Origin of the sequence: Shewanella sp. Scap07, assembly GCF_013394145.1 — a bacterium.
Classification (GTDB): domain Bacteria; phylum Pseudomonadota; class Gammaproteobacteria; order Enterobacterales; family Shewanellaceae; genus Shewanella; species Shewanella waksmanii.
This window is the reverse complement of sequence record NZ_CP041329.1, coordinates 2,292,307-2,316,089: the sequence shown is the minus strand read 5'-3', so window position 1 is coordinate 2,316,089 and position 23,783 is coordinate 2,292,307. Positions and strand designations below refer to the sequence as shown.

Here is a 23,783-nt window from a genome sequence, read left to right as displayed (position 1 = left end):
AGGTTTCCTCCACCATCATAAAAAACGAATGTTATTGATTTGTATCGTTTTATGTGTTTTAAATGAACTATCACTATAATTAAGGTATCAGAATGAATGAAGTTACAATAGATGAGCCTTCCGTAGATGCAAGGAATAGTAAATCTATACAAATTCGACTAAGTAAGTCTGGCAGGAAAAAAACCTTTTCTTCTCCAGAGCAACTTAGTGCATTTATTAACGAACAACGTTTTTCGTTCAACTTCACAGAAGAACAGTGGAAGAGTACGCACGAAAGCCTTGTTGGTGATTATATTTGGAATAATTTTTATACTCCTGTTCTAGAGCAAATGAAGTCAATAAAGACTGCTTGGGAATATAATCATGATCACCTAGATAGTTTAATAGAAAGTTTTGAAGTCAATTACTTTGAATTTTATATTCCTTTATCAAATAGTGCCCTAGGCCAATTCATCATTAAACATAGTAAGACGAGTCCGATAGAAGCCATACTAATTAGTTTTGCTTCTATCACACCTGATCTGACACCTTTAAAAAACCCGAACAAGGTAATGTATACTCATTACATAAACTTGATAGGTGCTAAGCGAAATGGAGATAACGACTCAAATTGTCAGTCCTTTAAGACATTAAACGGATATTACCTAAAGGCACAACGATTGCTCACAGCTTTTGAATTGAGCGCTAATAAGGCTGCGATCCAAAGCCATATTGATCATCTTGACTCCGTAGTTAAAGATACAACAGAACTTTATGATCAAAGCGTTAAAGACAAACAAAACTTTGATGTTTGGCTAAAAAACGAACAGGCATCACTTGAAACGTTAAAGGACGAGAAAACTAAGAAATATCAGCTAGACTTTTCGAATTCCATAAAGAAAATAATCAAAGCTAAACGAGCTATCACAAGGCGAGTTGATACGGACGTTCAAAGTTCACTTGATAGACTCGAACAAGCTGAAATTACGTATAAATCAAAAATCGAATTAAGTGCATCTGTTGCCTATTGGGAAACTAAGAAAGTAACTCATAAGACAGAACTTAAAACGTGGCTTATCGCTCTTATTTTATTCTCTTTAAGCACTGTAATTTTTCCCCCCTTGTTAGGCTATCTAGTAGCAGGTTGGACTCAGGAGTTGTTCACAGATAAGCTTTTGTTTGGTGCTATAAATCCTCTTGCGTTAACCACTACAGTAATTCTTCTGTCTCTTTGTACTTACGCAATCAGGTTTAGTTCTAGACAGTACTCATCTGCAAAACACTTAATGTTGGAAGCTGTTGAGCGTAAGACAATGATTTCTACTTATTTGGCATTGATGAATGAAGATAAACTCAAAGAACAAGAAGATAGAAAGATAGCTCTAGACACTTTGTTCAGACCTTCATCTACAGGAATTGTTGCTGATAACGCAGCTATTATGCCAACAGATGCCGTTATAAAAGTTCTCGACAAAAGAGCCAATTAAGTAGGTTTATTTTTAGACACTTCTTAAAGTCATGTCATAATAAAGTATAAGGTTTTAAAACCTTTAGGTGGTGAATTCTATTTCAAGCCCTTTCAATTCTAAATTGATAAATACATATACAAAGAACGCACTAGAATGAAAGTCATGAGTCATTCGAAATATCCCCACTCAGATACCGTGCGCTTTCTTCTTTTTGAGTGGCCTTCTATTGAGTGGAACTAAACTTCCTGAAATAAAAGTAGAACACTAAAATGCTTCCACGTTTGTCGTAATTTTGTGTTAACAATATCAGATAAAATGATCATGGATGATCGGTGAACTCATTTGCAGAACATTGCAGTATCCTTAACAGGACTCGTGAATGATAGCCTTGTACACTGATAGTACACGTAGAAAGTAAAGTCCGTCTTGAACGGTAAAGTACGAATCGCTACGTTAAATAAAGGTGGTAACAATGACAAGTTACCGTGTTACAACAATAAAGAACAAGCTTAGTTAGTTGTTCAGCATATGTAGTCGCTTACTTGGCTTATATGTAGTGAGGATAAACCCCTTGACCCCTGTTGTACGGCATTGATTCTGGTTTTTCGGGCAGGTTTCCAGATCTCTTTTATAGATAGATGCTAAGTAAGTTAAAGATCACTCTCACAGTATCTTAGTATTTCTCCTTTGTAAGTTCAGTCTATTCTACTGGATTTACAAGGGGGAAATTAATATTGCGATATCTAAAAGTTCTTAGAGATATTACTACTAAAGCTGATTATAACTACATTATATATTTCAAGTATTTAACTTAGAAGCTAAATCAAGTACTTCATGAAAGAACTGCTCTTGTTCTTGAATGAATACGTAGATTTCTGATTGTTGCTTTAGCAACGAGCAGCACAAGAAGTATTAGAAGTTCCTTAAGATCTTGGAGTACTTGATCAGTGACAAGCAAATGAGTTCTAAGCTCTTGAAGAGAAACAGAAGTAAGATCCTGTGTTGTTTGGACAAGCCCAACACAAAACATTTCCTGCATTTCATTCCTTCTCTTCATTGTTGAAAAGCGAAGACACAAGACAATGGAAGGACAAATTATGTTTCTGCGAAACAATAGATCGTACTTAATTACCTAGCACCTATTGGAAGGTGTTCCGTTAGTAACTAAAGTCTTTAATATCGACTTCCAGATCTTTCACCTGACTACCAATTTTCTTATGAAATTCATATTTGATTTCAGTAGCACTTAAGCCTTTAAGTTCGTAACCAAAGTACTTAATCAAAACTTCGCTCATCTTAGCAGTGTCATAATCATCAAAGTTTGGTACATAAGTAGTCTCATATTTCCTATGTGTAATTTCTTTAAATGAACGTACAAATTTCTTTGGTACAACATTTACATCGAATCTCTTACATAGCTTTGATACATAGTGATCTAGACGGTGAAGAAGCTGTTCATCATTAATTTCTGAGAAGAAAAATAGCCATCCTTTGCTCTTATTTTCAAATATACAGCCAGTAATTCGCAAGTTGAGTCTCCATTCAAGAAATTCAGGTCTTGGAGAGTTAACATGTTTATGACTAGTAAAGATACCTGCTAGTGATGATTTTAAGTTCTCAATTGTCCCATTTCTAGCTGAAATGATATCGGCTCTAAAGTCATAACCTAGATAGTCGAAACCATTACGTATTGTGTCAATTTTTGACTTTTCAGGGCTTTTTGTAGGGCAGTGAACTGTTAGTCCGACATCTTTAAATTTTCTGATAACTTCATCAGCAATCTGTTTAGACTCATGTTGTTGGCACAATATAAGAACATCATCAACATATCGATAGCACTTAGCATTCGGAATCGTTGATAGGTACTTATCAATGTTCTGAAGATAGATAGCTGCCAATATATTCGATATAGCTAATCCTTGTGGTATTCCTAACTCAGTAGGTTCATCGTTTGGCCTTGAAACTGAAACTGTTGGTGAGCAGATAGCAGAGGTAATAAAATCCAGTATAGGTTTTATACGAACTCGTTTTCTTAGCTGTTTCAATAAGATATCGTGTTTTATTGATGGGTAGAAATTTGAAACATCTAACTTTATATAGCTATCGTATTGCTGAGTATCGATATCTGACTTTACTTCTTTGATAACATTTTGTGGTAACTTGAACTCGACAGCTGACTTGAATCGTTCTTGTAAAAACCTACACATGGCTTTCAGTGCTATACGATCACGTACTGTTGGAATCGATATTTCTCTTGGTACTTTGTTTCTGCCTTTACTGATCAGTTTTAATTTATACTTTGTGAACTGATAAGAACCATCTTTTGCTTTCCTAGATAGTATCTCTGTTTGACTATCGAGTTGTTTTCTAAAAGCATATTGGTTTAGGTTATCAATTCCAGTAGCGCCTGAATACACGACATAATCAGTAAAAAGTTCTTTCAAGTTATCTACTTCGAACTCTTTATTGAATTGATCTTGTACTTTCATGTTCTTCCCTTGAAAACTACTTTTGACGTAGAACTGCTTAAGGCTTAAGTAAACACATAATTATGATTGGTAAAGCGTATAGAATAGATAGGACTAGAAAACGTTTGATATAATAGAAGAAAAACTGCACTTTTTGGTAAAACGTAGGTTCTTGCGTTATATATTTTGCAGTTGTATCTGTTGCAGTTGTAGTCGTTCTGCTTGATGACCAATAATCATTACAAAGAGCTACAATATAATCCTCATCAGTGTGATTTTCACAAGCATTTAAAGATTGTTCATAGTCATTTGAAATTATTGATAATTTTATTTGATCGTTTCCATTTCCCTCGTTGTGCTCAGCTTTTAAATGTAAGCTTTTGAGTCCTATGTAACACTCTTTAATCAGGCCAGCTCTTTCTTTAAACGACAAGCCATTGATGAAGCATGACATAACTAAAACAAGTACGGAGTACACAACCCAATAGGTAGCACCAAGTTCTGATTGGGTATCATTTAGGTAATAGATTGAAACTGCAACAGAAAAGAATGAATACCACAATAGCAATAATTGTGATTGAAATGCATTTGATAGGAGTCGTTTTTCGGCTCTGATACGAGCTTTTCTTGTCCACCAGATATTACTAGAAAGTGCCACTAAACTTCTCCATAAGTTAATAGTGTGTTCCAAGGAGTTTATGAGTTATCAGGTTAACACCCCATACAGGGCAAGCACGAAGCTAAGAGCAAGCTCTTCAAAATTAGTTTCACTCTTAAGAGAGTGGGAACCACGAATGATTCCACTCCTTGAAACACTAGAATAATGTAAGTGATTTATGATACGTATACAATATTAAAGTTTTAAAAAGTAAATACTTGGAAGATATTGTTAGAGATTTATAACTATTTTATAGGCTCTAAACCTCTATAATGTGATTTATGAATTAAGCTACTTCTTGATCTGAATCTTCAGGCATTGGTAATAATAGGTTCATCGTGATAGCAACGATACCGCATAAACTGATACCAGTAAGACTAAATGAACCGATACCGAATGCCATCCCACCGATACCGAACACTAAAGTCACACCAACAATACATAAGTTTCTAGGTTCGCTTAAATCGACTTGATTACGTATTAATGAGTTCAAACCGACAGCAGCAATAGAACCGAATAATAAACACATGATACCACCCATAACAGGAACAGGGATTGTTTGCATCAATGCACCTAGTTTACCCACGAATGCAAGTAAAATAGCTGTGATTGCTGTATATGTCATGATCACTGGATTAAATGCTTTTGTAAGAGTTACTGCACCAGTAATTTCTGAATAAGTTGTGTTAGGCGGACCTCCAAATGCTGATGCTGCAATAGTTGCAACACCATCACCAGATAGTGTTCTATGCAGACCTGGCTTCTTCATATAGTCCTTTCCTGTGACATTTGAAATAGCAAGAATATCACCGATATGTTCAACAGCTGGAGCAATAGCAACTGGAATCATGAATGCAATAGCGTGCCAATTCAATTCAGGAGCGACAAAGTTAGGCATAGCAATCCAACTTGCAGTTACAACAGGGTTGAAGTCAACAATTCCAAAACTAAGACTCAAGCCATAACCAACAATAATACCTGCAAGAATCGGCATTAATTTAAGCAATCCTTTAGCAAAGATAGCTACCGCAATTGTTGTCAAAAGTGCTGACAATGAAATTATTAATGCTGTACTTTGTTCAACAAGTACCATTGAACCATCACCAGTTTTACCTAGCGCCATGTTCACGGCAACTGGAGCAAGTCCTAAACCAATAACGATAATTACAGGGCCTACTACAACTGGTGGAAGTAGACGTTTTATAAATCCATCACCTCTAACCTTTACAATTGAAGCAAGTACTAAGTACACACAACCAGCCGCCATCAAACCACCCATGGTAGACGGTACTCCCCATGTTTGAACTCCATACATAATGGGTGCAATGAATGCGAATGATGAAGCGAGAAAGATTGGTATCTGTCTTTTGGTTATAAGTTGAAAAAGTAAGGTTCCGATACCAGCAGTGAATAAAGCTACGTTAGTATCTAATCCAGTTAACAGCGGCATTAGAACAAGAGCGCCAAATGCTACAAAAAGCATCTGTGCACCTTGAAGTGGTAAGGCTAAGTTTTTCATTGTTATCTCTATTATTAGTTCCGATTCAATGTTAACAGGATGGTGTTACTTTCCTAGTGGAAGTTTCACGTTTCATGCAAAAAGACAAACTTACTCACGAAAGTTGCTTCTGGGATGTATTCCTAAAACACTTCTTATCATATTGAAGGTAATAATGTATGTTGTACAAATATTAACCTACAAGGACTTTGTAATGAAAGGATTCATACTGCTAGTACTAATAAGCTTCCCGTTGATTTCAATCGCAGAACCATTGAAGTTCAACTCCGCTAAAACCAAACTAAGAACTGACGTTTACTACGATGTTCCAGATACGTTTTATTGTAGTTGCCAATTCGCATTCACGGACAATGACAACGATGGCAACAAAGATGAGAATACTATCTACCCTACTTCTTGTGGATATACACCTAGAAAGCCTATAACAAGTTCTGGTAATCCAAATAAACGAGCTGTACGAATAGAATGGGAACATGTAGTTCCTGCTGAACAATTTGGTGGACATAGAGATTGCTGGAAGAAAAATGGTTCTTTAAGTGCTAGAGATAATTGTCGTAGAAATGATTCAGTCTTTGCTTTAGCAGAAGGTGATATGCATAACCTTACAGCGGCTGTAGGTGAACTAAATGGTGACAGGAGCAATAGAAGGTTCGGTCAGGTTCAAGGTGAACCTAGAGTATATGGCTCATGTGATTTCGAAATTAATTATGATACTGATTTAGTCGAGCCTAAAGACTCCGTAAAAGGCGATATAGCAAGAATATACCTGTATATGATGCTGCATCATGAAGCACAAGTTAGTCCAAAAAAGTTAGCTATGTTCAATGAATGGGACGTATTAGATCCAGTTTCACCACGTGAATGTGTGATAGATGAAAGGATTTCTAAAGTTCAAGGTAATCACAACCCCTTCGTATGGGAACATTGCCTTAAATAGCGTCTTATCTATATGATTATTATTGAATAACTCATATGAAATAGCTAAAGTGCACTACATAGTAGTACACAGGACATTCTAATGAAATTGATCTTCGCCCATGTTGTAGACCACAAGGTTCTACAAAATATATCTATACCCTTTAGTTCTCAATTTATCGTTACGTATAAGCATGAAGTATTAACGATAAAGGATAACCCTGATTATCTTCCTGAGTACTACGATGGCGTAGACATTACTGCAATTATCGGTGTTAATGGTTCAGGAAAGACTTCTATTCTTGAATTCATTGAACAAAGCTTTGGCTATACAGAAAGCTCAGGGTTTATTGTTTGGTTCAATGAAAAAGAAAGAGCATTTGAAATACAAGATGTTAATTTTGATAAGTCATTTGGCTTTGACGATGGAAGCCCCACTTATAACGTAAAAGTAAAATCATGCTTTAATTGTCGCAAAAAAGAGAATTTTCGTTCTAGTGAATTAAAACTGCTAAAAATAGATAATATATCCAAAACACACATTAATAATGAACAACAAAAAAATAAAAATAGTAGAATTGTAAAAGAGGTTTCCGCTAATTACAAAACCACCTCAAATCAAAAATCAAAATACCTAACTGATTTAATCGAATATCTAAATAGCGAATATTGGGACAATAACAACTCAAAAAAAGTAAGTTATGCTATTTCAATAAAACATACGACCTTACAGTTTAATAAAACTATACAATCATCATTAATGCTATTTTACAGAGTGTTGTATCAGCCTTTGATGTATAATAAAGGTGAGGTAAAACACACTTTCCTATCAACTAGGCTTACTGAAAACTTATCAAAATTGAAAAGTTTATTCCCATATGTCGACCTAGAAAATGAAGATAATAATCATTATTTACTTAGTAGAACAGAGATAGGAAATATTACAAATAGATCTGTAGGCAGGAATAATGACTTTAATTCGATACTTACTGATAAAATTAACAATTTAACGAGAAATGCATCGAACGATTTCAAAGCAATACTTGAAGGTAAAAATAGCGATAGTTCTAAATCTATACTTGAGAATCAACATTTATGCCTGATAATAAAGTCAATTAATTATGTATTAAAATCAGCATTCGAAAATAACACTACATCTTACATATTCAACGCAATACTAGTTATAAGTTTCCTAACAGAAAACTATGGGAATAGATATCCAATCAATCATGAAATTGATAAAGTAAAAGAGTTTATAGAGCTTACTCTCAAAAAAACAGAGTCATTTTGGGAAGAAAGTGACTATGACTTTGATGGACAAGATATGACCTATGAAAGTAACGTTATAAGTAATTACCTAGAAACAGGTGAGCTTGAGCTAGATAGTACTTTAAATTTTTGTGAATCTTTATATTTTATTCTTGAACAAATAAATGAAGAGAATATTATACTGACGAACAAAGGAGAAATAGAAGCATACCTTGATAATGGGGATAATATACAAAAAATAAACATTTTAAAAGACGAACTTCCATCATACCTTAAGTCTACTATAGATTTAAGATGGATAGGCTTAAGTAGTGGTCAGTTTGCACTCGCCAATATATTCTCCTCTATATACAATAATTTTATTATCTCTGATAGAAAGCCCTTCGCTGGTGCCGATGATTTTGCCCAGTCAATAAGCCCTAGATATCATTTGATTTTTATTGATGAAGCTGACCTATACCTCCATCCTGAATGGCAAAGAGTGTTTGTAGCAAGATTAATAGAAATGCTAGATAAGATGAAAGTATCCAATCGTATTCAAATCGTTATCACATCTCACTCTCCTTTAATTATAGGAGACTTCCTACCAGAAAATATAATATCTTTAGAAGTGGATGATAATAAGTCAAGTCTATTAGAAGCTCACGGTTTTGGAACTGAAATCACAGATACATTGCTTAACGGTATGCAACTAGACTCAACCTACGGTGAACTCGCCAGAACCAAGCTGTCAGAGCTTATAGAGATTAGAAAAGCTAATGGTATATTTTCAGAAGACCAAAAAAAATTAATCCACAAAATAAAAAATGAATCTCTAAGAAGTGCATTGTTAAGTGGCTCCACAAGCCATACAGGTGAAGCTCATGATTAAATTCTCGTACTCATACCCTGATGGTTTCGAAGATGACTTTAGAAGTGATTTCATTGTTGATATATGTCAAGTCAAAGCTAGAGAAGAGCTAGATAATTGCACTGCTGAAGAACGAGTAGAAGCAGAGACGCTATTAAGTGATGAGTCTATTCACAACCTAGCGTTCTGCAATGCAACTGAATTAAAGCAAGAAATCAATCGTATATTCACAGGACACCCAGTTATTGTAGATTACTATAATCCAGTGATGTTTTTCAGTAAGTACAACTTTAGATTCGATCTTTTAAAGCTAGATCTATCTCGACAGAATATAGAAAATAGAGATAGGGTTACGAATTATAAAGATGAGCTTCTAGAAACCCTCTTTAGAATAAAAGATGAAAAATCATCACTGTTAGCACAATATTTACATGATGAACTTAAAGAGCTTAATACCCCAGTAGAAATTAGAGACTTGCTTAGAGCTGTTCAAAGCTTACATCAAGGTAAGAGTAAACCTTTTAAAGATGAAGCACCTTACCCAAGCTGGGTTAAAAACTTATCTAATATTTTTGATTATGAAAAGTGTAGAAGTGAATATGGATTACAAATAGTAAAGTCAAGTAATCTTGAAGTCTGCCCTTTTTGTAATAACAACCCCATTATTATAGCTGAAGGTAAACGCCATATAGATAAACCTGATTTAGATCATTTTTACCCAAAAAGTATATATCCATTCCTAGCCATTACCTTAAGCAACTTCGTCCCATCTTGCCATCGGTGTAATCGTACCTTTAAAAGAGATGAAGATACTTATGTCGAAATTATAGAGCCAGAGCTTATTACCGATACCTATAGTGACTATATGCATCCTCTGGTTGAAGGTACATTGAAGAGTACAGTCTTTCATTTCCTTCCTGCTACAGATAGACTCACTTCACCTACTGTTTTAGTATCTGGCTTCGATGGCTTTATGAAAAACATCGATTTATTTGAACTTAAAAGTGTTTACGAAGTTGATAAGTTTGTACGTGAATACAAAAGTCTGAAATATATATTCGATCAAAAGAAGGGACTTGAAGGCTCTGCTCAAGACGCAATTGATGATGAGGAGTTTATGGCAATGGCTCTTAAACTAGGACAAGCATTTAATGAAAAAAATGTTCCTAATTTTAAATTTAATCTAGATGCTATCGAATCGATTTCTAACCTGAAGGTTAATTTGTAAAATGTCATGGATAGAAGCTGAAACCTTCGACTAGCTCCTCAGCTTCTTTGTGCTAATCATAGAAAAGCCTATCTTTCAAATTGCACAAAGTTCATACCATTCAAATAGCTTCAGTGGTGATCTAACAGTCAAGTTTCAATCATTAAAATTAGGCTGAAACCCAAGACCATATTGTCTATTTCTTGTTCATCCAGTCATAACTTCCTAATTTATACTTTGAAACTAACAAACGAGTAAACAGCTACATACCAACCTACACCTGTATCATTCAGAGAAAAAGGAGCTAACATACAGAAAATGGGAAGCTTAGTGTGGGATGGGTTGCACGTTCATCTCAGGATTACCTCTTCAAACTTAGATTTATATTAACTAGGCATTGGAAAACGAAGCAAGAAAAATGTGGGTAAACATTTGATTCTTCTTGGGAACTGAAAAACGCTACCTTACTCTAATTTTCTAAACTTCTTTCTTAAAGAAGCTTATTCACCAGTAAGGGCAAATACTCCTTACGTACTCTTAGATTGTTTTCACCTTAAATAGCAAAAGATGCACTGACACATATATTAACACCTAGTTATGCAAGCATCAGCATTAGGTGATGTTCACGTATAAAAAATGTAACCACCTGTAAGTTACGAAGTCTACCTACTCAGAAGTCACCGGTGCGGTAACCTTAACCAAGAATTTCAATCCAGTCATCATGACCTGGACAGCCATCACAGCCATCGTGTTGGCCTTTGTCGGTAAACTCGGTGCGTTAATGCAAACCATTCCAGTGCCCGTTATGGGCGGCATTATGTGCTTGTTATTTGGCTCTATTGCTGCAGTTGGTTTAAATGCACTGATTAAGAATCAAGTCGATTTAAGCGAGCCAAGAAACTTATGTATTGTTGGCGTGACATTGGTGTTTGGTATCGGCGGCATGGCATTTGGTATCGGCTCTTTCAGCCTAACGGGAATTAGCTTGTGTGGCATTGTCGCCATTACAATGAACTTGCTACTTCCTTTGCCTGAAAAACCAGCGCAAGTGTAAATAAAAAAGCCCGCGAAAGCGGGCTTTTTTAAGTAATATTTAGGCTGTAATTAGCTTTCTTGCGCTGGGTATTTAGCCGCAGTTTCAGCAATCAGCGTCTGTAGCTCACCTTTTTGATACATTTCAACCAAAATATCACAGCCACCAACCAATTCACCCTCTACCCATAATTGTGGGAATGTCGGCCAATTAGCGTATTTTGGTAACTCAGAACGAATATCAGGGTGCTGCAGAATATCAACATAAGCAAACTGAGCGCCACAGTTGATCATAATTTGGCCTACCTGAGAAGAGAAACCACAGCTTGGTAATTTAGGTGAACCCTTCATGTAAAGAATGATTGGGTTTTCTGCGATTTGCTGCTTAATCTTTTCTACTGTTTCATTGGTTTCCATATAAATTCCTAATACTCACATCATAAGGTAATCGTTGGTTTAGGCTATTGTACGTCAGGAAGGGGCATAACTAAAACCTACTTTTTTTAGGGGCTTTAGCTACAAGGTAAAAACCGATTAAAATAATCTATAAAATGCCAAAAACAATGATTCACATCACGTTATTATCAGGTAGAATGTGGCGCAGTGAGCAAAACTAATAAAGACAATTGAATGTCAATGGAGAATACAAATGGCTTTTGAATTACCCGCATTACCTTATGCTAAGAACGCACTTGAGCCCCATATTTCTCAAGAAACTATTGAGTTTCACTACGGCAAGCATCACAACACCTACGTAGTAAAGCTTAACGGTTTAGTTGAAGGTACTGAACTTGCAGAAAAGAGCCTAGAAGAGATTATTAAGACCTCTACTGGTGGTATCTTTAATAACGCAGCCCAAATTTGGAACCACACTTTCTATTGGAACTGCCTATCACCAAATGGTGGCGGTGCAGCAACCGGTGATATCGCCGCAGCAATCGATGCAGCGTTCGGTTCTTTTGATGAGTTTAAGGCTAAATTTACCGATGCAGCTGTAAACAACTTCGGTAGTGCTTGGACTTGGCTAGTTAAAAATGCTGACGGTAGCGTGGCAATTGTTAACACTAGCAATGCAGCAACCCCGTTAACAGATGAAGGTGTTACCCCTTTAATGACTGTTGATGTTTGGGAGCACGCATACTACATCGATTACCGTAACGTTCGCCCTGACTATCTAGCTCACTTCTGGGAACTAGTTAACTGGGAATTCGTTAACCAAAACTTCGCTGGCTAAACTATGCCACAAGTTAAAAAGGAGCCTTAAGGCTCCTTTTTTTATGGTTTTTTCACTCAACCTTTAACACATCACTAATTGCAACTGTTGCAATTGCAACGTTTTCTTATTGTTTTTATTAGACTTTTTCTCTGCAAGTTTGTAAAAGCCGACTATATTTAAATATAGGTGGCTTGGTTTAGTCACCCCAATTTATCTTATTTGAGCGTCTCAGGGGGTGGAAAATGGGTATATTTGAGCATTACCAACAGCGCTACGAAAAAAAGCTAGATGAAGAGTATTCATTGCAAGAATTTCTGCAGATTTGTAAGGAAGATCGCATCGCTTATGCCTCGGCAGCAGAGCGGCTTTTGATTGCAATCGGTGAGCCTGAAGTTGTCGATACCTCAAAAGATCCGATATTAAGCCGAATTTTTTCCAATAGACTCATTTCACGCTATCCCGCATTCAAAGACTTCTATGGCATGGAAGAAGCCATCGAACAAATTGTCGCCTATTTGAAGCATTCTGCTCAAGGGTTGGAAGAGTCCAAGCAGATCCTCTATTTGTTGGGTCCTGTGGGTGGCGGTAAATCCTCTTTAGCAGAGAAGCTCAAAGCACTTATGCAGCATGTGCCTATTTATGTGCTGAGCGCCGATGGGGTGAGAAGTCCAGTTAACGACCACCCTTTTAGCCTATTTGACCCAGAAGAAGATGGAGAATTATTAAAAAGCGAATATGGTATCCCAGAGCGCTATATCAAATGCATTATGTCGCCGTGGGCGGTTAAACGCTTGCATGAATATGGCGGCGATATTTCTAAGTTCCGCGTTGTTAAAGTCTATCCATCAATCCTCGACCAGATGGCAATAGCAAAAACAGAACCAGGGGACGAAAATAACCAAGACATCTCCTCATTGGTGGGCAAGGTGGATATTAGGCAGCTGGAACATTTTGCCCAGCATGATGCTGATGCCTACTCCTATTCAGGCGCACTATGCCGCGCTAACCAAGGTTTAATGGAGTTTGTGGAGATGTTTAAGGCGCCGATAAAGGTACTACATCCGCTGCTTACAGCCACTCAAGAGGGTAACTTTAATGGCACTGAGGGATTATCTGCTATTCCCTATAGTGGCATCATCTTGGCACACTCTAATGAATCGGAATGGACGACGTTTAGAAACAACAAAACCAACGAGGCTTTCTTAGACCGTGTTTACATTGTTAAAGTCCCCTACTGTCTCCGGGTATCTGAAGAGATCCAAATATATGACAAATTGCTGGCCCATTCGGAGCTCAGTACCGCTCCTTGTGCGCCAGGAACCCTGGAAACATTAGCCCAATTTAGCGTGCTATCCCGCATAAAAACACCGGAAAACTCCTCTGTTTACTCCAAAATGCGTGTGTATGATGGTGAAAGCCTCAAAGACACCGATCCTAAAGCTAAGTCCTATCAAGAATACCGTGACTACGCTGGTGTAGATGAAGGGATGGAGGGGTTATCTACCCGATTTGCGTTTAAGATTTTGTCAAAAGTGTTTAATTTCGACCACAGTGAAATCGCAGCGAATCCCGTTCATCTATTTTACGTATTAGAAAGGCAAATAGAACAAGAGCAATTCCCATCGGAGATGGCCGAGCGTTATTTAGAGTTTTTAAAAGGCTACTTAATCCCCAAATATGTGGAGTTCATCGGCAAAGAAATCCAAACCGCGTATTTAGAGTCTTATTCTGAATACGGGCAAAACATCTTTGATAGGTATGTCACCTATGCCGATTTTTGGATTCAAGATCAAGAATACCGCGATCCTGAAACCGGACAATTATTCGATAGATCGGCATTGAACGCCGAACTGGAGAAAATAGAGAAGCCCGCAGGCATTAGTAACCCCAAAGATTTCCGCAATGAGATTGTTAATTTTGTACTGCGAGCCCGCGCCAACAATGAAGGCACTAACCCATTATGGACTAGCTACGAAAAACTCAGAACGGTGATAGAGAAGAAAATGTTCTCCAACACGGAAGACCTATTACCGGTTATTTCATTCAACGCAAAAACTTCGACGGATGATCAGCGAAAACACGATGATTTCGTCAACAGAATGATGGAAAAAGGCTACACCAAAAAGCAAGTAAGATTGCTATCTGAGTGGTATTTACGAGTGAGAAAGTCGTCTTAAACTTTGTCATGGGGAGGCAACTCCCCGCTTGACTAGCGAGGTGTATATGGCCAATTTCATAGACCGCAGGCTTAATGCCAAAGGAAAAAGCACCGTAAATCGACAGCGCTTTATTAATCGTTATAAGAAGCAAATCAAAAAAGCTGTCAGTGACGCCGTCACTCGTCGTAGTGTTACTGACGTTGATAAAGGTGAAAAGATCAGTATTCCAACTCGCGATATTAGCGAGCCAACTTTTCATCAAGGACAAGGTGGTGTCAGAGAACGGGTTCACCCCGGTAATGACCAATTTACCAAAGGAGATCAAATAGAAAGACCACCTCAAGGCGGTGGGCAAGGCGCCGGGCAAGGCGAAGCATCAGATTCCGGTGAAGGACAAGATGATTTTGTGTTTCAAATTTCAAAAGACGAATATTTGGAGCTGTTATTTGAAGACTTAGAGCTGCCAAACCTTCAAAACAACCGCCTCAATAAACTGGTTGAGTATCAAACCTATCGTGCTGGATTTACCAATGACGGCGTACCGGCCAACATCAATATTGTACGTTCACTACGCTCATCATTAGCGAGACGAACGGCGATGACCAGTAATAAACGCAAACAACTTGCGGCACTTGAGGAAACACTAGCGGACTTGGAAAACACCCCAGGTTCTAGCAGTGATGAGATTTTGGCGACTAAAGCAGAGATATTGCAGCTTAAAGAGCGCATCGCCAAAGTGCCATTTATTGATACCTTCGACCTTAGGTACAACAATTTTGCTAAAAAGGAGGTCCCCTCTAGCCAAGCAGTGATGTTTTGTTTAATGGATGTGTCAGGTTCGATGGATCAAGCGACTAAAGATATGGCGAAACGTTTTTACATTTTGCTGTACCTTTTCCTCACCCGGACGTACAAAAATTTAGAAGTGGTCTACATTCGTCATCACACTCAGGCTAAAGAAGTCGATGAACACGAATTTTTCTACTCTCAAGAAACCGGTGGCACCATAGTCTCAAGTGCGTTGAAATTAATGCATGAGATCCAACAAAAACGTTATCCAGAGAGCGAATGGAACATATACGCTGCGCAGGCCTCCGATGGCGATAACTGGGCCGATGATTCTCCTGCGTGTCGCCAATTACTGCAAAAACAGTTACTACCAGTAGTTCGCTACTTTAGCTATATCGAAATCACCAACCGGGCGCATCAAACCTTGTGGCGAGAGTATGAAGCTTTACAAAGTGCCTACGACAATATTGCCGTACAACACATAAAACAAGCCGAAGATATTTACCCTGTGTTTAGGGAGCTATTTAAAAAGCAATCGGTCTAGTAGGAGGCGCTATGGAAAATCCTAAAAAACAGCCATTAAGTGACGGTCCAGATTGGACATTCGAGCTATTACAACAATATTTAGGGGAAATTGAGCGAGTAGCCAATCACTACAAGCTTGATGCTTACCCGAATCAAATTGAAGTGATCACTGCTGAGCAGATGATGGATGCCTACGCTGGAATTGGTATGCCCATTGGTTATACCCATTGGTCATTTGGTAAAAAGTTTATTGAAACAGAACAAGGTTACAAACGCGGGCAAATGGGCTTAGCCTATGAAATTGTTATCAACTCTGACCCTTGCATCGCTTATTTAATGGAAGAAAACACCATCACCATGCAGGCATTAGTGATGGCCCACGCCTCCTTTGGCCACAACAGCTTTTTTAAAAATAACTACCTATTTAAAACCTGGACCGACGCCAGTTCTATTATCGACTACCTCGTATTTGCTAAAAACTATATCAGTGATTGTGAAGAGCGCCATGGTACCGAGCAAGTTGAGCTAATTATCGATTCTTGCCATGCCTTGATGAATTACGGGGTTGACCGTTATAAACGCCCTAGCGAAATATCATTTAAAGAAGAAAAGGTTCGCCAGAAACAACGAGAAGAGTATCTACAAAGCCAAGTGAATGATCTTTGGCGCACGGTACCATTAAGTCAAACCGCAGCGCCTGAAGAGTTACAACCAACCTTCCCCACTGAACCACAAGAAAATGTTTTGTACTTTATAGAAAAACACGCACCATTACTTGAACCATGGCAGCGCGAGATCGTGCGTATCGTGCGAAAAATGGGCCAATACTTTTACCCACAAAAGCAGACCCAAGTGATGAACGAAGGCTGGGCTACCTTCTGGCACTATACGATATTAAACCACCTGTACGATGATGGATTAGTTACCGATAGGTTTATGATGGAGTTCCTGCAAAGCCATACTAATGTCGTTGCTCAGCCCAGTTACAATAGCCCTTATTACAGCGGCATTAATCCCTATGCGCTGGGCTTTAATATGTTTGTGGATATTCGCCGGATATGTGAAAACCCCACCGAAGAGGACAAGCAGTGGTTTCCAGATATGGCGGGTAGCAACTGGTTAGAAACCGTTCATTTTGCTATGCAGAATTTTAAAGACGAGAGTTTTATCAGTCAGTATTTATCACCCAATATCATTAGGCAATTCAAACTATTTGGTATTTTAGATGACGATCAAAAACAAAACCTTAGTGTCTCAGCGATACATGATGAACAAGGGTATCGCGATATACGTCAAATGCTGTCCCAGCAATACAACTTGTCAAACTTAGAGCCCAATATCCAAGTGCAAAATGTCGCCATTAGCGGTGATAGGTCGTTAACACTAAGGTATGTCCCCAACAACCGCATACCACTAGCGGAAAGCCGTCATGAGGTGGTGAAACATTTGCATCGGCTTTGGGGGTTTGACGTCATGCTAGAAGAACAAAGCCCTACCGGAGAAACACAAATAATCGCGCGCTGCCCAGAGAAAACCGACGAATAGCAGCCATAAAAAAAGCGCCTTAAAGGCGCTTTTTCGTTGTTAAACTCAGCAATTAAGCGTAAGTGAAATCAACGTGCTCGATTAGAGGCTTGAATGCGTGACGTTGCATAGCTTGTGCACGTACAGTGATATCTTTACCGTCTAAAGTAATAGTGATATCGCTGGTGTAGAAATCAGCATTCTCTTGAATGTTGATGATATCTTTGTGAGCAAATTCGATAGAAACTGCTTCTTTACCTGCGCCATAGATAACTGCAGGTACTTTACCAGCATGACGTAGGCGGCGGCTCGAACCTTTCCCACTTGTAGTACGTGTTTGTGCAACGATTGTATAAGACATGTTTTTCTCACTTATAATAACAAATTTAGGTTGGTTGCCATTTTCGACCAATGACAACCGCTTTTTAAGCGCGGCAATACTAGCACAGCCGCCCCACAACAACAAATACTTTCAGCCTCTAGCGCAATAGGTGACTTACCAGGTTCTTACTGGGCCTGTATCGACATGAATAAAGCCCGAACGTGGGTAATAGCCCACACCACCGAGCTTGAGTTCTATCGCAGCTTCGCGCAAGGTTTTAAGATCAACCCCTGGCACCGCAATATCCATCGCCATGCCTTTCATATGATAACTTTTCTTGGCTACGCCATTGCTCTTAGCCGCAAGCATTGCATTGGTTTTAGGCGAACGATAACCAGAAATCACATGAAACTCTTCATCAAAGTTCACTGATTGCTGCAAATTGAATAAAAAGTCATACAGGCGCTTATCCATCGGCGCAGATTCATTACGACGATGATCACGCAAAACATGGCTAAACTCGGTCAAGGTTTTATGCTGATAATCACCGTCAACCCAGTACCGCCCTTGACTCTGCTCACCAGTATGTCTGTTATAAAAGCTTAGCTGTCGAATTCCTTTCGTTGAACGACTTGCGTGTGCCTTACTCGGTAACACTGAATACATCGCCACGCCACTTAATCCTAATAACACTTGTCTACGAGAGGTACAAACTATCGACACATTAACCACCAAAGCCTATTTTTTAACCAAAACAGGCGACAAATTAGCCGTTTTAATCAATGAAAGCAAGTTTAATGCGGATAAAGTTGACTTGGGGTTATTGCCTACAACCCTTATTGGCTGGCGAGTTCAAGGCTAAGCTTTTGATGACGTTTATATATATCTGTTCTAAATTGGAGTTTATTTTGTTTTCCGACCCAAGAGGTCCAATATACTAAATGAACGGGTAGTGTTTGATGTAATGAAAACCACTGAGTCGTGTTTCTATCATCCTGCATCTCTACCCATGTTTGCTTATCTTTGACAAGATTCGCCGCCATCCAGTTGGCAAGTTGCTCGATTTTTTCAACCCGAATACATCCAGACGATAACGCTCTATCACTGCGCTCAAACAGCTCTGTGTCTAATGTGTCGTGTAAATATACATTGTAGGAGTTTTCAAAAAAGAACTTATAACGCCCAAGCGTATTCGACTCACCAGCTTGCTGAACTAACCGGTAAGGGAAGTCACCAAAAGCTAAGTCTTGCCACTCTTGATCAGATTTAACCACCAGATCACCTGCGCGATTGTAAACTTGAAATTTACCTTCACTGATATAGCTACCATCTGCACCGACTTTCGGTAACAAATCGCGTTTAAGCAATTTACGTGGCACACGCCAGGTAGGGTTAAGCACCATATTACTGATCTGACTCTGCAGCAACGGCGTTTTACGGTACGGTTTACCGACAATAACCCTAGAATTTAATACTACCTGATCGCTGTCGACTAACACCATTTCGTATGCAGGAATATTAATCAGTAAATACCGTTGCCCGACGGAAGCTAAATAACGGCTTCTATTAACAAAATCTTCAGCAATGATTGTCGCCCGTTGATAGGCTGTCGTATTAAGCCAACGTAATGTTGCGGGGCCGACCACGCCATCAGGTTCTAACCCATGGCGCCTTTGAAAGTTTAATACTGTCTGCTCTAAAGCCTCATCGAACACGACATTATTCAGATCTTGCACTGAGTTATCACTTAAATGCGCTAATCGAGTGCGTAGCTTTGGAATACTGCGGTGCGCATCGCCTAATTTTAACCAGCCACCTGGGCTAATAGGTTGCCAATCGTATTGGGCACTAGCAAAACTTAAATAGCGAATTCGATTACTGACCGCTAAATAGTCTTCTAACGCTGGCTCACTACCAAGCACTTGGCTGAGTATGGTATCAGTTGATGGTTCATCAAAGTTAGTTGATCGATCACGTAGGGGAATTTGCTGACTTTGCCAGAACATACGCACATCGTTAATAATTGGCTGCAACTGGCCAATAGCGGGCTCATTATCAAGCGTATCTAAATGGCTGGCGAACAGTTCATCATGAGTAGCAAAATGAATGATGTTAACTTGGTGCCTTAAACTGCTAATCGCGAGGTTGAGATTATCCCCAGCTTGAAGGGTCAAACTGCTGAGTAACACCAATATACATAGAGCACGAACCAAGCTGACCATTGCCATACCTCCAGTATAAATTATGGCAAAAAGTCAGCAAATTGGTACTATCAACTGGAAATGAAATAAAAACTTAATTTAACTCGGTGTTTAACCTAAACAATTAACCTAATGTCGCGCGCGTCACGACTGTTTTACCCTCTCCAGGGTAATAGCGTAATTGCCAATTCTCTTGTCCCTTGCGCTGATCATCGGCAATGTAGTTGAAATAGCAGTAGGTGTTAGGGCTACTGACAGCACCACCGGCATACCAATAGACAATATCTGTGTCGCCACCAAATGCAGCATCGTGATGATAGTTCAATACAAACTCATTATTGTCTAGCAATCCTTGCCAGAGTTCACGACAGTATTCACCATTAAGTTGAGTACCGTTGTTGCCGCCAGCTAAGGTGTCTTGTCCTAAAGGATAACCAGTGTTCGTGGAGTCAATACTGCCATCACCATAGCAGGCTAAGTTGAACTCATTGCGGTTACTGCCTTCGACTTGCCAACACTGATGATATAACCCAACCGCAGTGCTAAACGCACCAAACGCTGCTTTAGCAACTGATTCATGGGCATCTTGACTTAGGTTAATAAATCGCGGCGCGGCCACAACGGCAAGCACACCCAATATGATGATAACCACCACTAATTCAATTAGTGTAAAACCATGATTTGATTTCATAATACGACCACTACAGAAACTTGCATACATTATACCTATCTATTACAGATAAGAAAATTGAAATTAGATTGAGCAAACAAAAAAGCCCCAACAAATGTTGAGGCTTTTTTGTCATCGAATGATGGTACCCGAGGCCGGACTTGAACCGGCACGCTTATTCAGCGAGGGATTTTAAATCCCTTGTGTCTACCAATTCCACCACTCGGGCAAAGTGTGTTTTACCGCTTACGCACTAAAACATTAAAGTGGAGGCGCGACCCGGAGTCGAACCGAGATCGACGGATTTGCAATCCGCAGCATAGCCATTCTGCCATCGCGCCTTAGTAGATTGGAGCGACATATCGGGTTCGAACCGATGACCTATACCTTGGCAAGGTATCGCTCTACCAACTGAGCTAATGTCGCAAACCATTTCTAACTTTGCAATCAATGTTCTGCTAGAAGCTTTCCCCTGACTGCGGAATGGCATTCTACCGATTTAGATGCCAGTGTCAACGCTATATTTACGAATAAATTACTGCTTGAACACTAAATGATCGCATTGCATTTTAATTATGCGATTCTGCAGTTAAATCACCCCACGCTGCGCGAATATAACTCACCATAGACCAAAATGTCAGAACCGCTGCAACGTAAAACAGAGCGATAGCAAGATAAGTAAGCCATTCATTGGGCTGCCAAATTAATCCAACGATCGCCACCATCTGTGCAGCAGTTTTATACTTGCCTATCCAAGATACCGCCACAGCCCCACGTTTACCGAGCTCAGCCATCCACTCTCTTAACGCAGAAATGACAATCTCGCGACCAATCATAAACAAGGCCGGCAGCGTCAACCAAATACTATTGTAATGGGCAACCAACAAGACTAACGCGGTGGTCACCATAATCTTGTCTGCAACAGGATCAAGAAAAGCACCAAAGCGGGTAGATTGTTTTAATTTACGCGCAGCATAACCATCTAAGGCGTCAGTTACAGCAGCTAACCAGAAAATAAAGGCAGCAGCAAACGCTGACCAACTGTATGGCAAATAAAAAACAACTACAAAAACAGGCAATAAAAACAACCTGAAAAGAGTTAACGCAATAGGTACATTAAACGGCATGTGGTAACCAATTTTCCAAAAGCAGCGCCAATCTTGCCTTAATTTTCTTACCCTCGCAATGCATCGTGTATTGTTTGCGCCATTTCTATGCTAATTCCGGGAACTTTTGCTAGTTCTGCCACACTTGCTCCCTTCACTTCCTGTATGCCACCTAAATATTGCAGTAAGGCCTTACGACGTTTGGGTCCAACTCCTGAGATAGATTCCAGTGTGGACGTATTGCGGGTTTTCTGCCTTTTATTACGGTGCCCAGTTATCGCAAATCGATGCGATTCATCTCTTATATGCTGTACTAAATGCAATGCAGGCGAGTCTGCTGCCAAATTAAACGCTATTTCGCTTTCTCCATAAATAAGCGTCTCTAGGCCGGGCTTTCTGCCCTCGCCTTTTGCTACACCAATTAATAACGGAGCGTGGGCTAAATGGGCAAATTTTTCGTCAACCACTTCTTGTGCTATACGCAGCTGCCCTATCCCGCCATCGATAAACAGAATATCAGGTACTTTTGCACTGCTTGTCAGTTTATCAAATCGTCGACTGAGCGCCTGCTTCATCGCAGCATAATCATCGCCAGGTGTGATTCCATTGATATTGTAGCGCCGGTAATCTGATTTACTCGGCCCTTCTCGATTAAACACTACACACGATGCAACAGTGCTTTCACCCATTGTATGGCTAATATCAAAACACTCCATACGTTGAATAAGCCCACCGTATTCGATGGCCTCTTCTAGCAGTACGAAGCGTTGCTCTACCGTATTTTTATGACTTAAGCGACTCGTTACTGCATTAGTCGCGTTGGTATCTGCGATACGTAAAAAGCTGGCACGCTCACTACGCACATTGGTTTTAATGCTTATTTTCTTTGACAATGCTTGGGATATAGCCGCTTCGCATTCAGCGATCTCTTCAAATGACTGACTTAGAATAATCTCTGTTGGCAGGGTTCTTTGGCTTTCGGTATTGAGGTAAAACTGCAGCATAAATGCGCGCAAGATTTCACCTAAGCTAGTTTGTGCTGGTATGTCAGGATAATAGCTGCGACTCCCAAATATCTTGCCATTGCGGACAAACAGTAGATGGAAGCAAGCAATTCCCGATGCGAAGTGCACGCCAATGACATCCATATCACCACTTTGATTAGATACTTCCTGCTGCTGAGTTACCCGGCGCAGCGCCGAGATCTGGTCTCGATATAGTGCTGCCTTTTCAAACTCTAATGCCTGTGATGCTAAATCCATTTGAGAGACTAGCTCCCCCATGACTTGTTGATCTTTGCCTTTAAGAAACAAGCTTGCCAATTTAACCTGCGCGGCATAATCCTCATCACTGACCTTACCTACGCAAGGCGCACTGCACCGGCCTATTTGATATTGTAAGCACGGACGAGACCGCGCCTTATAATAAATATCTTCACATTGGCGAATAGGAAATATCTTTTGCAATAAGTGTAAACTTTCACGCACCGCACCACCGTTTGGATACGGCCCAAAATATTGACCTTTCTCACGTTTTACACCGCGATGATAAGCCAATCTTGGATGTTTGTGACCACTCAATAAGATATAGGGGTACGACTTATCATCTCTGAGCAATACATTGTATTTCGGCATGTATTGCTTGATGTAATCATTTTCTAGGATCAGCGCATCGGTTTCACTATGTGTCACAGTGACATCGATATCGACGATATGAGAAACTAAGGCTTGGGTTTTAACATTAGGTATGTTGCTACGGAAGTAACTTGTTAAACGTTTTTTGAGGTCTTTGGCCTTACCCACGTATATTACTGTATGGGATTTATCGTACATGCGATAAACCCCAGGAGAAGATGTCACTGTTCGCAGAAAAGCTTTAGCGTTAAAAGTATCTTTCATCTAATAA

At 39.4% G+C, this 23,783-nt stretch carries 18 protein-coding genes, 3 tRNA genes and 1 pseudogene; 9 read left to right on the top strand and 13 right to left on the bottom strand.

Annotated elements, in window-relative coordinates; translation table 11 throughout:
* Positions 1 to 92 precede the first annotated feature (92 nt).
* Positions 93 to 1,466, top strand: coding sequence for a DUF6161 domain-containing protein (locus FLM48_RS10105; RefSeq protein WP_179024546.1), 1,374 nt, complete (start codon positions 93 to 95; stop codon positions 1,464 to 1,466).
* A gap of 1,139 nt (positions 1,467 to 2,605) precedes the next feature.
* Here the strand turns inward: FLM48_RS10105 and FLM48_RS10100 are convergent.
* The 3 genes from FLM48_RS10100 to FLM48_RS10090 all read right to left on the bottom strand — a co-directional run bounded on the left by FLM48_RS10100 (position 2,606) and on the right by FLM48_RS10090 (position 6,093).
* Positions 2,606 to 3,937, bottom strand: coding sequence for a reverse transcriptase domain-containing protein (locus FLM48_RS10100; protein WP_179024545.1), 1,332 nt, complete (start codon positions 3,935 to 3,937; stop codon positions 2,606 to 2,608).
* Positions 3,938 to 3,974: 37 nt separating this feature from the next.
* Positions 3,975 to 4,574, bottom strand: coding sequence for an SLATT domain-containing protein (locus tag FLM48_RS10095; protein ID WP_218645334.1), 600 nt, complete (start codon positions 4,572 to 4,574; stop codon positions 3,975 to 3,977).
* A gap of 286 nt (positions 4,575 to 4,860) precedes the next feature.
* On the bottom strand, positions 4,861 to 6,093 hold the full coding sequence (locus tag FLM48_RS10090; protein WP_179024544.1) for a uracil-xanthine permease family protein: 1,233 nt from the start codon (positions 6,091 to 6,093) through the stop codon (positions 4,861 to 4,863).
* Positions 6,094 to 6,286: 193 nt separating this feature from the next.
* Here FLM48_RS10090 and FLM48_RS10085 point away from each other — a divergent pair, with 193 nt between their 5' ends.
* The 4 genes and pseudogenes from FLM48_RS10085 to FLM48_RS10070 form a co-directional block, all read left to right on the top strand.
* Positions 6,287 to 7,030 (top strand): endonuclease, encoded by a 744-nt coding sequence (locus FLM48_RS10085; RefSeq protein ID WP_179024543.1) that lies wholly within the window; start codon positions 6,287 to 6,289, stop codon positions 7,028 to 7,030.
* Positions 7,031 to 7,111: 81 nt separating this feature from the next.
* The gene (locus FLM48_RS10080) at positions 7,112 to 9,148 is read left to right on the top strand and encodes an AAA family ATPase (RefSeq protein WP_179024542.1); all 2,037 of its coding nucleotides are present in this window, start codon (positions 7,112 to 7,114) and stop codon (positions 9,146 to 9,148) included.
* Positions 9,141 to 10,355, top strand: a complete 1,215-nt coding sequence (locus FLM48_RS10075) for a hypothetical protein (RefSeq protein WP_179024541.1) — start codon at positions 9,141 to 9,143, stop codon at positions 10,353 to 10,355. The genes FLM48_RS10080 and FLM48_RS10075 overlap by 8 nt, the downstream gene beginning before the upstream one ends.
* A gap of 640 nt (positions 10,356 to 10,995) precedes the next feature.
* Positions 10,996 to 11,388 (top strand): annotated as a pseudogene (locus FLM48_RS10070) (solute carrier family 23 protein); the annotation flags it as partial.
* Between the two features lie 50 nt (positions 11,389 to 11,438).
* On the opposite strand, the gene FLM48_RS10065 reads toward FLM48_RS10070, so the two are convergent.
* Positions 11,439 to 11,783, bottom strand: a complete 345-nt coding sequence (locus FLM48_RS10065; RefSeq protein ID WP_028773891.1) for a Grx4 family monothiol glutaredoxin — start codon at positions 11,781 to 11,783, stop codon at positions 11,439 to 11,441.
* A 232-nt stretch (positions 11,784 to 12,015) separates the two neighbouring features.
* Between FLM48_RS10065 and sodB the strand changes: the two genes are divergently transcribed.
* From sodB to FLM48_RS10045, 4 genes are all read left to right on the top strand, one after another.
* A complete protein-coding gene (sodB, locus tag FLM48_RS10060) occupies positions 12,016 to 12,600 on the top strand; it encodes a superoxide dismutase [Fe] (RefSeq protein ID WP_028773892.1) in 585 nt (194 codons plus the stop codon).
* 224 nt (positions 12,601 to 12,824) lie between these two features.
* On the top strand, positions 12,825 to 14,759 hold the full coding sequence (locus FLM48_RS10055; protein WP_179024540.1) for a PrkA family serine protein kinase: 1,935 nt from the start codon (positions 12,825 to 12,827) through the stop codon (positions 14,757 to 14,759).
* 46 nt (positions 14,760 to 14,805) lie between these two features.
* The gene (locus tag FLM48_RS10050; RefSeq protein WP_028773894.1) at positions 14,806 to 16,074 is read left to right on the top strand and encodes a YeaH/YhbH family protein; all 1,269 of its coding nucleotides are present in this window, start codon (positions 14,806 to 14,808) and stop codon (positions 16,072 to 16,074) included.
* An 11-nt stretch (positions 16,075 to 16,085) separates the two neighbouring features.
* Complete coding sequence (locus tag FLM48_RS10045; protein ID WP_179024539.1) at positions 16,086 to 17,600, top strand: SpoVR family protein; 1,515 nt, start codon at positions 16,086 to 16,088, stop codon at positions 17,598 to 17,600.
* A 52-nt stretch (positions 17,601 to 17,652) separates the two neighbouring features.
* Here FLM48_RS10045 and rplY read toward each other — a convergent pair whose 3' ends face one another.
* The 9 genes from rplY to uvrC form a co-directional block, all read right to left on the bottom strand.
* Positions 17,653 to 17,940, bottom strand: a complete 288-nt coding sequence (gene rplY, locus FLM48_RS10040) for a 50S ribosomal protein L25 (protein WP_028773895.1) — start codon at positions 17,938 to 17,940, stop codon at positions 17,653 to 17,655.
* Positions 17,941 to 18,075: 135 nt separating this feature from the next.
* A complete protein-coding gene (locus FLM48_RS10035; RefSeq protein ID WP_372847478.1) occupies positions 18,076 to 18,567 on the bottom strand; it encodes a DUF882 domain-containing protein in 492 nt (163 codons plus the stop codon).
* A 170-nt stretch (positions 18,568 to 18,737) separates the two neighbouring features.
* Positions 18,738 to 20,123, bottom strand: coding sequence for a L,D-transpeptidase family protein (locus FLM48_RS10030; RefSeq protein WP_256871110.1), 1,386 nt, complete (start codon positions 20,121 to 20,123; stop codon positions 18,738 to 18,740).
* A gap of 103 nt (positions 20,124 to 20,226) precedes the next feature.
* The gene (locus FLM48_RS10025; RefSeq protein WP_179024536.1) at positions 20,227 to 20,793 is read right to left on the bottom strand and encodes a type II secretion system protein; all 567 of its coding nucleotides are present in this window, start codon (positions 20,791 to 20,793) and stop codon (positions 20,227 to 20,229) included.
* A gap of 122 nt (positions 20,794 to 20,915) precedes the next feature.
* Positions 20,916 to 21,001: transfer RNA gene (locus FLM48_RS10020), tRNA-Leu, on the bottom strand.
* Between the two features lie 38 nt (positions 21,002 to 21,039).
* Positions 21,040 to 21,113, bottom strand: a tRNA-Cys gene (locus FLM48_RS10015).
* Positions 21,114 to 21,122: 9 nt separating this feature from the next.
* Positions 21,123 to 21,198: transfer RNA gene (locus FLM48_RS10010), tRNA-Gly, on the bottom strand.
* A 143-nt stretch (positions 21,199 to 21,341) separates the two neighbouring features.
* Positions 21,342 to 21,899, bottom strand: coding sequence for a CDP-diacylglycerol--glycerol-3-phosphate 3-phosphatidyltransferase (pgsA, locus tag FLM48_RS10005; RefSeq protein WP_028774797.1), 558 nt, complete (start codon positions 21,897 to 21,899; stop codon positions 21,342 to 21,344).
* Positions 21,900 to 21,946: 47 nt separating this feature from the next.
* On the bottom strand, positions 21,947 to 23,776 hold the full coding sequence (gene uvrC / locus FLM48_RS10000; protein ID WP_179024535.1) for an excinuclease ABC subunit UvrC: 1,830 nt from the start codon (positions 23,774 to 23,776) through the stop codon (positions 21,947 to 21,949).
* Positions 23,777 to 23,783 lie beyond the last annotated feature (7 nt).